At 73.2% G+C, this 12,607-nt stretch carries 12 protein-coding genes; 3 read left to right on the forward strand and 9 right to left on the reverse strand.

Going from position 1 to position 12,607, the window contains the following annotated elements:
• Positions 1–16: 16 nt before the first annotated feature.
• The 3 genes from SM611_RS25795 to SM611_RS25805 all read right to left on the reverse strand — a co-directional run bounded on the left by SM611_RS25795 (position 17) and on the right by SM611_RS25805 (position 2,602).
• Positions 17–757, reverse strand: coding sequence for a redox-sensing transcriptional repressor Rex (locus SM611_RS25795; RefSeq protein WP_371952518.1), 741 nt, complete (start codon positions 755–757; stop codon positions 17–19).
• Positions 758–1,041: 284 nt separating this feature from the next.
• Positions 1,042–1,293: a glutaredoxin family protein gene (locus SM611_RS25800; RefSeq protein ID WP_371952520.1), complete on the reverse strand. Its 252-nt coding sequence runs from the start codon at positions 1,291–1,293 to the stop codon at positions 1,042–1,044.
• Between the two features lies 1 nt (position 1,294).
• Positions 1,295–2,602 carry a putative quinol monooxygenase gene (locus tag SM611_RS25805; RefSeq protein WP_371952521.1) on the reverse strand — a complete coding sequence of 436 codons (1,308 nt, stop codon included), beginning with the start codon at positions 2,600–2,602 and terminating at the stop codon, positions 1,295–1,297.
• A gap of 143 nt (positions 2,603–2,745) precedes the next feature.
• On the opposite strand from SM611_RS25805, the gene SM611_RS25810 reads away from it, so the two are divergent.
• From SM611_RS25810 to SM611_RS25820, 3 genes are all read left to right on the forward strand, one after another.
• On the forward strand, positions 2,746–3,396 hold the full coding sequence (locus SM611_RS25810; protein ID WP_371952522.1) for a sigma-70 family RNA polymerase sigma factor: 651 nt from the start codon (positions 2,746–2,748) through the stop codon (positions 3,394–3,396).
• 337 nt (positions 3,397–3,733) lie between these two features.
• Positions 3,734–4,603 (forward strand): HAD family hydrolase, encoded by an 870-nt coding sequence (locus tag SM611_RS25815; protein ID WP_371952524.1) that lies wholly within the window; start codon positions 3,734–3,736, stop codon positions 4,601–4,603.
• A 65-nt stretch (positions 4,604–4,668) separates the two neighbouring features.
• Entirely contained in the window at positions 4,669–7,893 is a 3,225-nt protein-coding gene (locus SM611_RS25820) for an ATP-binding protein (protein WP_371952525.1), read from the forward strand.
• On the opposite strand, the gene SM611_RS25825 is transcribed toward SM611_RS25820, so the two are convergent.
• The 6 genes from SM611_RS25825 to SM611_RS25850 form a co-directional block, all read right to left on the reverse strand.
• The gene (locus SM611_RS25825; protein ID WP_371952526.1) at positions 7,853–8,638 is read right to left on the reverse strand and encodes an ABC transporter permease; all 786 of its coding nucleotides are present in this window, start codon (positions 8,636–8,638) and stop codon (positions 7,853–7,855) included. The genes SM611_RS25820 and SM611_RS25825 overlap by 41 nt on opposite strands.
• Positions 8,635–9,591 (reverse strand): ATP-binding cassette domain-containing protein, encoded by a 957-nt coding sequence (locus SM611_RS25830; RefSeq protein ID WP_371952528.1) that lies wholly within the window; start codon positions 9,589–9,591, stop codon positions 8,635–8,637. Before SM611_RS25830 ends, SM611_RS25825 begins: the two co-directional genes overlap by 4 nt.
• 82 nt (positions 9,592–9,673) lie before the next feature.
• The gene (locus SM611_RS25835; protein ID WP_371952529.1) at positions 9,674–10,621 is read right to left on the reverse strand and encodes a lysophospholipid acyltransferase family protein; all 948 of its coding nucleotides are present in this window, start codon (positions 10,619–10,621) and stop codon (positions 9,674–9,676) included.
• Positions 10,622–10,653: 32 nt separating this feature from the next.
• Positions 10,654–11,649, reverse strand: coding sequence for an NAD-dependent epimerase/dehydratase family protein (locus tag SM611_RS25840; protein WP_371952531.1), 996 nt, complete (start codon positions 11,647–11,649; stop codon positions 10,654–10,656).
• A 47-nt stretch (positions 11,650–11,696) separates the two neighbouring features.
• On the reverse strand, positions 11,697–11,795 hold the full coding sequence (locus SM611_RS25845) for a 30S ribosomal protein bS22 (RefSeq protein WP_018654693.1): 99 nt from the start codon (positions 11,793–11,795) through the stop codon (positions 11,697–11,699).
• Positions 11,796–12,277: 482 nt separating this feature from the next.
• Positions 12,278–12,481, reverse strand: coding sequence for a helix-turn-helix domain-containing protein (locus SM611_RS25850; RefSeq protein ID WP_021591693.1), 204 nt, complete (start codon positions 12,479–12,481; stop codon positions 12,278–12,280).
• Positions 12,482–12,607 lie beyond the last annotated feature (126 nt).

Here is a 12,607-nt window from a genome sequence, read left to right on the forward strand (position 1 = left end):
TGAATCGTGCCTGCGCTCATGCTTCCACCGTCTCTACGTACTGCGCGGTGCCGGGGGGCGCGTCCCCGGCGGCCAGCGGGGCGAAGCCGTCCGGTCCGCCGGCCTTGCGCTGCTCGTGGAACGCGAGGATCTGGAGTTCGATGGACAGGTCGACCTTGCGCACGTCGACGCCGTCGGGCACCGACAGCACCACGGGGGCGAAGTTCAGCACGCTGGTCACGCCCGCGGCGACCACGCGATCGCAGACCCCCTGGGCCGCGCCCGCGGGCGTCGCGATCACGGCGATGGACACGCCGTGGCCCGTGATGATGTCCTCCAGCAGGTCGATGTGCTGCACCGTCATGCCGGAGATCTCCTGGCCGACGATGGAGTCGTCCGCGTCGAGCAGGCCCGCCACGCGGAAGCCGCGGGACGCGAAACCGCCGTAGCCGGCCAGCGCACGGCCCAGGTTACCGACCCCGATGATGGCGACGACCCAGTCCTGGGTGAGGCCCAGCTCGCGGGAGATCTGGTAGACGAGGTACTCGACCTCGTAGCCGACGCCGCGGGTCCCGTAGGAGCCGAGGTGGGACAGGTCCTTGCGGAGCTTGGCGGAGTTGACGCCGGCGGCGGCCGCCAGCTCCTCGGAGGAGACGGTCGCGACGCCGCGCTCCTGCAGCCCGGTGAGGGCGCGCAGGTACACCGGGAGCCGCGCCACGGTGGCTTCGGGGATGCCGCGGCCCGCACGGTCGCGGTGCCGGTTCTGTCGAGGTGTCACGGCCTGCTCTTCGGGCTCGACGCTGGGGACGGGGCGCTCGGTGAGCCCCTCGCCCCGGTGCGCGCGGCTCGGTAACGGCCTGACGACCGCGGCCCGACCGCCCCCAGGGCTGGCCACCAGGTTAAGCCTTTGTGAACACGCGCACAAAGTCACCCCCCGGTCGGATGGGCCGGACGGTGCCGCGGAAAGCCCGTCCATCAGGGACTTGCAGGGTACGCCGAACAAACCCGAATGTCGTTCGGATGTGACTTACCCGACACCGCCGCGCGGTCCCGGCGCCGGGATCAGCGAAGTTTCGCGACGGCGGCGCGGAGGCGGCCCTCGTCGACGCGCCAGAAGTCGTGCTGGACGCCGTTGATCAGCGTGACCGGGATCTGCTCCCAGTACTTCTCGTGGTCGGCCTCCGACCGCGTGATGTCGCGCTCCTCCCACGCCACGCCGAGGTCGCCGGCGACCCGCTCGATCACCGCGCGGGCGTCGTCGCACAGGTGGCAGCCGGGCTTGCCGAGCAGCGTGATCACGATCGCGTCCGGCACGTCACCTCCCGGGGAACTCCGGCGCGGGCAGCGGCACCTTCGCCGGGCCCAGCTTCAGCTCGATCACGTTGGTGGCCAGCACGTGGGTGCGCGACTCGGCCAGGAACCGCCGCAGGTGCGCCTGCCCGCGGTGCGCGGCGAACGCCGCCTCGTCCCGGAACAGCTGGTAGAAGATCCGCTGCGTGGGGCCGCCGACCACCTCGTGGCAGGCGAAGACCACCGTGTCGGGCTCGGCCGCCAGCGCCGCCTTCACCAGGTCGGCGGCGAGCCGGTCGAAGGCCTCCTCGCGTCCGTCCAGCAGCGTGTAGACGGTGATCTGGCCGCACGCGTTCGCCAGCTCGCCGCCCATCGGCGGGATGCCGCCCGGGGCGGGCAGGCCCGCGGGCGCCCCGGCCGGGAGGCCGCCGCGACCGCCCAGGCCGTCGACGGCGGTGGGCCCGGCCGGGTTGTCGGCCGCGAAGCGCAGCTCCTCGGCGGCCGGCTCGGGGAACCGCAGCTCGCCGCGGCGCGGCTCGGGCGTCCTCGGCTCGGGGGACGGGGTCGGCGCCGGGACGGGCTCGGGCTTCATCGCGTACGCCTGCTCCTCGTAGCCGGTCGCGGGCTCGCCCGCGAAGTCGCCCCGGTCGTAGCCGTCGTACCCCTCTTCGTCGTACACGGGGATCGTGCGCATCGCGCCGTACCAGACCAGGCCCGCCGCGGCGCCGAGCGCGATCACCGCGAGCGGCGCGGGCAGGAAGCCGCGGGTGCCGCTGACCACGAGGACGCCCGCGAGGGCGACCAGCGCGATCGGGATGAGCAGCTCGGCGGCCTCCTGGTCCTGCTTGCTGGCCAGCCACGCGGTGACGCCGGTGCACGCCGCGAGCGAGATCACCGCGACGACGTGCGCCCCGTCGATCAGCAGCAGCGGCAGCGCGTCGTAGGTGGCGCTCGGCTTGGGCAGGCTCTTGGAGAGCGAGCCCTTGAGCGGGTCCAGGATGAGGATGACGATCGCGACGACCGTGTAGGAGATCGCGAACAGCCAGGCGGCGAACCGCACCTGCACGTACCGCGCGATCAGCTCGATCATGCCGAGCGCGAGCCAGACCGGCCCGATCAGCGCGGCGCCGAGTTCCAGGACGCGGAACAGCGGGCCGTTGAACCCCATCATGAACCCGAACGCCATGCACAGCAGGGCGAGCGTCAGCCCGACCTGGGTGAACGACCAGGCGATGAGGTAGAGCAGCCGGTCCTTGTAGGCGCGCTGGACCAGCAACCCGGTGGCCACTAAGGCACCAAGGGTCGCCAGGAGCGCGAGAAGAGCATCGACCATCGTGCCTAATGGTGCCCGATGCCGGGAGCGGACGGGTAACCGCACCGTGGGAGAGCCGTGGAACAGGCCATTGCCTCCCGTACCTTCCGGTATCTAGAGTGGCACTTCCCGCCGGAGGTCGCGTACGCCCCGAGGAGAACTGCATGAGCAGCTTGACCCTCGATGCCGGGGTCATCCCGCTTCCTCGGCGTTCCCGCACCGTCCGTCCCGCCGAGCCCGGTGCGGACCGGGCGGAGGTCCTGAAGGCGCTGGTCCTGCGCGCGCGGGCCGGCGACGCCGACGCCTTCGGCTCCCTCTACGACCACTACGTCGAGCTGGTCTACCGGTACATCTACTACCGGGTCGGGACGCACTCGCTCAGCGAGGACCTGACGAGCGAGACGTTCCTGCGCGCCCTCCGCCGGATCTGCGACTTCCACTGGCAGGGCAAGGACTTCGGCGCCTGGCTGGTGACGATCGCCCGCAACCTGGTCGCCGACCACTTCAAGTCCGGCCGCTACCGGCTGGAGATCTGCACCGCCGAGCTGATCGAGCCCGACCGCCGCGACTCGGCCCACCACCAGGAGGGGCCGGAGCGGGCCGTCCTGGACGCGCTGACCAACCGGACGCTGCTGCTCGCCGTCCGGGGGCTCGGCTCCGAGCAGCAGGAATGCGTCGTCCTGCGGTTCCTGCACGGGCTGTCGGTCGCCGAGACGGCGCTGGTGATGGGCAAGAAGCCGGGTGCGATCAAGGCGCTGCAGTATCGCGCGGTCCGGTCGCTGGGCCGTATGCTCCCTGCCGACCTGCGTCATTGACTTACCGTCAATACGGGGTTATTGGACTGTTTATCAATTAATCGCCGGGCCGTAACCCGCCGCGCCGCCCGCTCGTTTTGCGGGCAGAGGCGCTCTGGCGCCCGGATCCGCAAGGGAGCGGCAGATGAGCACCGGGCTGTGAAGGCCGGACGAGAAAGGACCGCCGAGCGGGGGGAGGCGCTCGCCCGGCTGGGGGCGAGCCGGGCGGGACCCGATCCCCGCTTCCGCGAAGTGCTGCGTGAACGGCTGATGGCGGCCGCGAACGACAGAAGTGAAGAGTGTCGCAATCATCGCCGGGACGGCGGCCGCGGGGAGGCGGTTGACTAGGCTTCGCCTCATGCGGCGATTCTGGCAGCGCGACGTGGACCACAAGAGCGCCGGGGAGGCCGCCGCCGCGGCCGCGGCCCCGCCGGGTCCGCTGCCCGTGCCCGACCCCACCGCGGCGGCGTTCTTCGACGTCGACAACACGATGATGCGCGGCGCGTCCATCTACTACTTCGCGCGCGGCCTCGCCGCGCGCAAGCTGTTCACCATGCGCGACCTCGCGATGTTCGCGTGGGGGCAGGCCGTGTTCCGGATGCGCGGCACGGAGAACTCCGAGCACATCGGCAGCGCCAAGGAGGCCGCGCTCGCGTTCGTCGCCGGGCAGCGGGTCGACCAGATCGTCAAGCTCAGCGAGGAGATCTACGACGAGGTGATGGCCGACCGCATCTGGCACGGCACCCGCACCCTCGCCCTCCAGCACCTCGACTCCGGCCAGCAGGTGTGGCTCGTCACCGCCACGCCCGTCGAGGTCGCCCGGACGATCGCGCACCGCCTCGGCCTCACCGGTGCGCTCGGCACCGTCGCCGAGACCCGCGAGGGCCTCTACACCGGACGGCTCGTCGGGAACCTGCTGCACGGCCCCGCGAAGGCCGAGGCCGTCCGCGCCCTCGCGCACCGGGAGGGCCTCGACCTCGCGCGCTGCTCCGCCTACAGCGACTCGGTCAACGACCTGCCGATGCTGACGGCCGTCGGCCATCCGCACGCCGTCAACCCCGACGCCGAACTGCGCGCCCACGCCCGCGACCACGGCTGGCCCATCCACGACTTCCGCACCGGCCGCAAGGTCACCATGGTCGCCCTCCCGGCCGCCGCCGGCGCGGGCGCCCTGGCCGGCGGCGTGGCCGCGGGCATCGCCCTCCGCCGCCACTACCGGCCGAGCTGATCTCCGGCGATTCCGCCGCAAACGAGATCTATCGCGTTTTCCGGGATGCGTCCTACGCTGTCCCCGTGAAGCTGACGCTGCTGTCGCGGGTCGCCTGCCGGGGACGGGACGTGACCGGTGCGCGCCTGCGCGACCTGCTCGCGCTGCTCGCGGACGAGCCGCGGGCGGGCGTGTCCGTGAACCGGCTGGTCGAGGGGCTCTGGCCGGACGACCGGCCGGAGAACCCGGCCAAGGCGCTCCAGGTCGTCGTGTCCCGGGCCCGGTCGCGGCTGGGCGCCGACGTCGTCGCCAGCACGCCCGCCGGCTACCGGCTCGGCCTCGACGAAGCCGAGGTGGACGCGTCCGCCGTGCTGCTCGCCGCGTCCGCGAGCGCCCGATGCTCCCGGGACGGCGACCATGCGGGCGCGCTCGGCCACGCCGAGGCGGGCCTCGCGCTCTGGGACGCGCCGCCGGAACCCGGTGACGCGGACGACCCGGTGTCCGCGCTCCGCGCGCGGCGGTCCTCGACGTACCGGACGCTGACGCGGGCCCGCGCGCTGGCCCTCGCGCGGCTCGGCCGGCACGCCGAGGGGTTCGGCGCGCTGACGGCCGTCGCCCGCGAGCACCCGCGGGACGAGGAGGTCCTCGCCGAGCTGCTGCGCTGCGAGGCCGCGACGGCGGGACCGTCCGCCGCGCTCGCCCGCTACGAGTCCTACCGGCGCTCGCTGCGGGACTCGCTCGGCACCGATCCGTCCGCCGCGCTCCAGGACGTCCAGCGGCGGCTTCTCCAGGACGGCGCGCCGCCCGTCCGCAGCGGGGTCGCGCACGAGCCGAACCCGCTGCTCGGCCGCGACGGCGACCTCGCCGCCGTGCTCGGCCTGCTGCGCACGTCCCGCGTCACCTCGATCGTCGGGGCGGGCGGGCTCGGCAAGACCCGGCTCGCGAACACCGTCGCCCGGGACGCGCCGCAGCGCGCCGTGCACGTCGTCGCGCTCGCGGGCGTCGCGCGGAGCGAGGACGTGGCGGGCGAGGTCGCGTCCGTCCTCGGCGTCGGCGAGTCCGCGCGGGCGCGCGGCCGCCCCGGCGCGTCCGCCGACCTGGTCTCCGGGATCGCGGAGGCGCTCGGGCCCGGCCCCGCCCTGCTCGTCCTGGACAACTGCGAGCACGTCGTCGACGGGGCGGCGGACCTGGCCGGCGCCCTGGTGTCCCTGACACCGGACCTGCGCGTGCTCACCACGAGCCGCGCGCCGCTCGGCCTGTCGTCGGAATCGGTGTACCCGCTGCCCGCGCTCGACCCGGACACGGCCGCGGAGCTGTTCCGGCAGCGGGCGCGGGCGGCGCGTCCCGGGGTCGGCCTGCCCGCCGCCGAGGTCGGCGAGCTGTGCCGCCACCTGGACGGGCTGCCGCTCGCCATCGAGCTGGCCGCGGCGCGCGTGCGGGTCATGTCGGTGCCCGAGATCGCGCGCGGCCTCGACGACCGGTTCGCGCTGCTGCGCGGCAACGTCCGCGACGCGCCGTCGCGGCACCGGGCCATGCACGCCGTCGTGGACTGGAGCTGGAACCTGCTGTCCCCCGCCGGGCGGGCGGCCATGCGGTCGCTGTCGGTGTTCTCCGCCGGCTTCACCGCGGAGGCCGCCCGGCATCTCCTGGACGGCGACCTCCCCGACGGCGCTTTCTTGAACGGCGACGACGTGCTCGACATCCTGGCGGACCTCGCCGGCCAGTCGCTCCTGGAAGTGGCCGAGGACGGGTCCGGGACGCGGTTCCGGATGCTGGAGAGCGTCCGCGAGTTCAGCGCGTCCCACCGGGAGGCCGAGGGCGAGACCGATCGCGCGGTCGACGGGCTCCTCGCCTGGGCGCGGGAGTTCGGCGCGGCGCACCGCGAACCGATCTTCGGGGCGGACCCGTTCGGCCACATCGACCTCGTCCGCGCCGAGCAGGACAACCTCCTGCAAGCGCTCCGCCACGGGCTCGCGCGGCGGGACGGGCCGGCCGTCGCCGCGGTCACCGCCGTCCTCGGCGGGCTGTGGATGCTCGAATCCGCCTATACGCGGCTGGTCGTGCTGGTGGAGGAGGCCGCGGGCCTGCTCAGCCGGTTCCGTCCGGGCCCGGCGGACGTCGAGATCACCCGGTCCGCCCTCGCGCTGAGCGTGATGACCACCGGCCTGCTGAAGGGGACACGGCCGACCCGGGCGCTCGTCGCGCTCCGCCGCCTGCCGCCCGCTCCGTCCGCGCCCCCCGGCGGCATGCTCCGGGCCATGGCGGTGCTCGTGGCCGCGCTGCCGGAGATCCTCCGGCCGGACTCACCCGTCCTGGACGAGATGTGCGCGAGCGGCGACCCCGGCCTCGCGGCCGTCGCGAACTGCGTCGCCGGGTACGTCCGCGAATGGCACGGCGACGTCGAGGGAGCGCTCGCCTCGACGGAGGCGATGACCGAGCCCTCCGGCGCGTCGTGCTCGCCGTGGCTCCGGCTGGTCGCCCACTCGCGCCTCAGCGAACTGCTGGCCCAGCTCGACCAGGGCGAACGGGCGCTGCACCAGCTGCGGATCTCGCTGGACCTGCTGGAACGGCACCGCTGGCCCGACACGTTCGGGCTGCTGTGGGCGCTCGCATCCGCCCACCAGTCGCTCGGGCGGTACGACGAGGCCGAGCGGTGGCTCGACAAGTCCCTCGCGCAGGGACCGGACGAGCCGGCCGGCGCCGCCGCGTTCAACCTCGGCGCACGCGCGGAGATCGCGCTCGGCCGCGGCGACGCCGAGGCCGGTCTGACGCTGTGGCGGCGGGCGGTGGAGCAACTCGCGGACCAGGAGGGCCCGGCGATCGCGCCCGGCCTCGACCCCTACACGCTCGACGTCCACTGCACCGTCGTGGTCGCCCACGCGCGGCACGGCCGCCTCGACCTCGTCGCGGACGTCGCCGCCGGGCTGCCCGCCAAGCTGTCCGCCCTGCTCGCCGAGCCGCAGCCCCCGATGCCGGCCTTCTTCATGGACCTTCCGGTCACCGGCGGGCTGCTGCTGGCGCTGGCCATGGCCGACCTCGCCCGTCCCGGCGCGTCCCCGGACCCGGACGCCGGGGCGCGGGCCGCGCGGACGATCGCGCTCGCGCAGCGCCTGCACCACATCAGGACGTTCCAGCCGACCATGTCGACCCCGCTCGTACGGCGCGCAGCCGAGGACGCCGACGGGCCGGCATACACCGCCGCGGTGGCGGAGTACGCCGGCCTTGGCCGCGCGAAGCTGCGGGCCGCCGCCAGGGACCTGGCGTTCAGCTTCAGCGAGGTGCCTTCCGGTCGAACAGGACCTTCGAGGTGACGTAGCCGCCGGCGGCGAGCGCGGCGCACCAGGCCAGAGAGACCGCCGCGTCCCGGCCGTCCGGCGCGGCCAGCAGCAGGCCGCGCACCGTCTCGGTGATCGGCGTGAACGGCTGGTACTGCGCGAACCACCGCACCCCGCCCGGCATCGACTCCGGCGGGACGATCGCGCTGCCGACGAACGGCAGGAACTGCACGATCATCGGCGTGTTGCTCGCGCCCTCGGGATTCTTCGCCAGCAGGCCGAACATCACGCCCACCCAGGTCAGCGCGAACGTGAGCGCCACCAGCAGGCCGGTCACGGCGAGCCAGTCCAGCACCGTGCCGCTCGTCCGGAACCCCATCGCGACGGCCACCCCGACGACCGCGGCCGTGCTGGCCATCGTCTGGATCATGCTGCCGGCCACATGGCCGGTGAGCAGGGACGCGCGCCCGATCCCCAGCGTCCGGAACCGGTCGACGATCCCCTCGGTCATGTCGACGCAGACGGAGACCGACGTCCCCAGGCATCCGGACGCGACCGCCATCAGGATGATCCCGGGCGCCACGTAGTTGATGTAGTCGCCCTTGGCGGACCCGCCGACGCCGTTCCCGAGCGCGTTGCCGAACACGCCCACGAACAGCAGCATGATCAGGACCGGCATCATGATCCCGGCGACCGTCAGGGACGGGTAGCGCAGCGCGTGCCGCAGGTTGCGGCGCAGCATCGTCGCGGAGTCGGTCACCGCGAGCTGGAGCGCGCTCATCGGGAGACCGCCTCCTTCCCGCTCCGGTCGGTGATGGCGAGGAAGACGTCGTCCAGGTCGGGCGTGTGCACCGACAGCCCGGCGACCTCGACCGACGCGTCCTCCAGCCGCCCGAGCAGCGTCCGCAGCGACCGGACGCCGCCGTCGCTCGGCACCTGCAAAGTGAGCGCGTCGTCGTCGCGGGCCGCCGTCCCGAGGACGCGCGCCGCCGCGTCGAGTTCCGCCGGCGCGCCGAACCGCAGCCGGACGTGCCCGCCCGGGACCAGCCGCTTCAGCTCCTCCGAGGTCCCCTCGGCGACGATGCGGCCGCCGTCCAGCACCGCGATCCGGTCGGCGAGCCGGTCGGCCTCGTCCAGGTACTGCGTCGTCAGGAAGATCGTCACACCGCCCCTGACCTGCTCGCGGATGATCTCCCAGGTGGCCCGCCTGCTCCGCGGGTCGAGCCCGGTCGTCGGCTCGTCCAGGAAGATGATCCGCGGACCGCCGATCAGCGTCATCGCGATGTCGAGCCTGCGCCGCATCCCGCCCGAGTAGGTGGCGACCGTCCTGTTGGCCGCCTCCACCAGGTCGAACCGCTCCAGCAGCTCGTCGGCGGCGCGCCGCCCCGCCCTCTTTCCCCGATGGTGCAGGTCCGCCATCAGGATGAGGTTCTCCCTTCCGGTCAGCAGGCCGTCCACCGCCGAGTACTGCCCGGTGACGCCGATCGCCCGCCGGACACCGTCGGGCTCCGTCGCCAGATCGCACCCGGCGACCCGCGCCTCGCCCCCGTCCGCCCGGATCAGCGTGGACAGGATCCGCACCACCGTCGTCTTCCCGGCGCCGTTCGGCCCGAGCAGCGAGAACACCGTCCCGCGCGACACCTCGAGGTCGATCCCGTCGAGGACGGCCTTCTCCCCGAACGCCTTGCGCAGCCCGACCGCTGAAATGGCCGTCTGCGTCGCCTCTGTCTTCATGCGGCGCACTGTGCGGCCCGCCGCCTTCACTCCGCTTTCAGCCCGGTTTCACGAGCGGCGGTCGGATCGAAACGCTCGCGCGCTACAGGAACGCGGGGCCGCGCCGCAGCAGCGCCTCGTAGAGCATGTGCTGGATGTTCTCGCGGACGTGGTCGGTGAGCTCGAAGACCGTCATGGGGTCGTCGGCGGCGTCGGCGCCGTAGTCGTCCAACGTCATCGGCGCCCCGAACTGGATCACCCACTTGGACGGCAGCGGGACGAGCCCGCCGAGCCCGAGCAGCGGGAACGTCGGCGTGATCGGGAAGTAGGGGAGGCCGAGCAGCCGGGCCAGCGGCCGCAGGTCGGCGATCTTGGGGTAGATCTCCTCGGCCCCGACGATCGCGCACGGGATGATCGGGACGCCGGCGTGCAGCGCGGTGCCGACGAAGCCGCCGCGCCCGAAACGCTGGAGCCTGTACCGGTCGGCGAACGGTTTGCCGACCCCCTTGAAGCCCTCCGGGAACACGCCGACGAGCTCGCCCTTGGCGAGCAGGCGCGCGGCGTCCTCCTTGCAGGCGAGGGTGTGGCCGGCCTTGCGGGCCAGGTGGCCGAACACCGGGACCTGGTAGACGAGGTCGGCGCCGAGCAGGCGGAGGCATCGGTCGGCGTTGTCGTGCAGCGCGACCGACAGCATCAGCGCGTCGAGCGGGATGGTGCCCGAGTGGTTGGCGACGAGCAGCGCGCCGCCCTCGGGGACGTTCTCCAGCCCGGACAGCTCGACGCGGAACCAGTGCTCGTACAGGGCGCGGGCGGCCGGCATCAGGAGGGTCGAGTTGAACTCGGGGTCGAAGCCGAACTCGTCCACCTCGTACTCGCCCGCCAGCCGGCGGCGCAGGAACGCGAGCCCGGTCGCGAGGCCGCGCTCCAGCGGGCTCTGCTCGCGGGAGCCGCCGGATCCGCCGGACCCGGCGGACTCTTCCTGGTGGGCCGTGGCGAGCCGGATGACCTGCGCGCCCTCGTCGTCGTCATCCAGGTGGCGGGCGTTCATCATCCGGGCTCCCCTTTCACACTCGGGCTCGGGTCTCAGGCGCGGCCGAGCAGATGCGTCAGGCGGCTGTGGCCGAGGCCCTGCGCCGCGGCGAAGTCGGCGAAGGCGGCCTCGGAGCTGTACTTGGGATGCCACGACAGCTCCCGCTCCAGCGCGCCGGTGTCGATGACCCGCCCGTACGTCAGCCAGCGCAGCAGCTCGGGCGAGAATCCGGTCAGGCCCGCGAACCGCCGCCCCATGTCGCCGAGCACCGAGATGGACGGCGACGGGACGGGCAGGTACGGCCGTCCGGCGCGCCGCAGCGCCTGGGAGAGCAGCAGCACTCCGTCCCCGGCGACGTTGAAGCAGCCGGGGTGGTCCTCGACGGTCATGCGGCGCAGCACCTCGATGCCGTCGTCCTCGTGGACGAACTGGAGCCGCGGGTCGAAGCCGAGCACGGTCGGGACGACCGGCAGGTGCAGGTACCGGGTGAGCGGCGAGTCGACGCCGGGGCCGAGGAAGTTCGCGAACCGCAGCACCGACACGGTCAGGTCGGAGCGGCGCCGCATCAGCCCGCGGACGTAGCCCTCGACCTCGACGGCGTCCTTCGCGTAGCCGGACTTGGGCGCCTCGACGGGCTCGTCCCGCTCGGTGAAGACGGCCGGGTCCATCGGCGAGGAGCCGTACACGGCGGCCGAGGACCGCACGACGAGCTTGCGCATGTCGGGCGAGCGCTGGCAGGCGGCGAGCAGCTGCATCGTGCCGATGACGTTGAGCTCTTTGACCTTCGCCCGCGGGGCGGACGAGGAGGTCACCAGGTTGAGGTGGACCACCGTGTCCACGCCCGCCGACGCGATGATCTTCGCGATGCCGGGCGTGCGGATGTCGACGCGGACGAACTCGGTGCGGCCGAGGGACTCCGCGGGCGGAACCGTGTCCACCCCGATGACCCGTTCGATGCCCGGATCCGCCTGCAGCGCGTTCGCGACCCGCGCCCCCAGGAAACGGGAGACGCCCGTGACGAGGACGACACGGGCCGCGGCGGTGGGCATGGAGGACACTGTGCGCCCCACCCCTTACGGCTGTCTCGCCGGTGTGATCACTTCTTGTTGCGGCGCTGAATACGCGTCTTCTTCAGCAGCTTGCGGTGCTTCTTCTTGGCCATCCGCTTGCGACGCTTCTTGATGACAGAGCCCACGGGACCTCGCTCGGCGTATCGGGTGATGTGCAGGAGACGAACGTGCCGCAAGCGAGCAGAGCTCGACGAGAAGCGCGCACGGTCCGCCCAAGACTACCGCCGAACGGACGGAGATCACGCCGCGGCCCGCTGCGCACGCCGTGCGGCGACCGCGCGGGGCACGGCCCTCGCGCGGATGGTGCGGCGTCCGGCACCGCGCGTCGCACGGCGCCGGGCACCGTCCCGGCGGGGCGGGCGTCGTCGCCGACCCTGCGGTCGGCGGCCCGTCCCGTTCGGTGTCCGGACCGACTCGCCGGCCCGGGGACGGCGGCGGCGGTGCCCCCGCTCCCCGTGCGCCGGCTCCGGCGGCCGCGAGGCCGCCGGCCGGTCCTCGTCCTGCATCCCCAGCTTCGGGACGGTCCCTGGGGATCGCCCCGATGCCCCCTGCACGGCCGGGTTCTGAGTATGCGGCGGGGAGGTGGCTCATCCCCCGCCCTTACCCGTTATCCGGCTTCGATGTACGCGTCGCGCAGGTAGTCGTGAACGGCCTGCTCGGGAACCCGGAACGAGCGGCCCACGCGGATCGCGGGTAGCTCGCCTGAGTGGACGAGGCGGTAGACGGTCATCTTGGACACCCGCATCACCGCCGCCACTTCGGCCACGGTCAGGAACCTGACCTCACTCAGAGGTCGCTCGCCTGAGGTCATCGGACGCCCTCTTCCACACGTGCCGCGCACCGGCCCTTCGGGTGACTTTGATCACGCACGTGTACTTCCTCCAGCGTAAATCGCGTATCGGCAGTCGCAAGAGGGGAGTTCCGCACATTTCCGTAT

The sequence above is a fragment of the Actinomadura monticuli genome, assembly GCF_041463655.1.
GTDB classification, from domain to species: Bacteria; Actinomycetota; Actinomycetes; order Streptosporangiales; family Streptosporangiaceae; genus Spirillospora; species Spirillospora monticuli.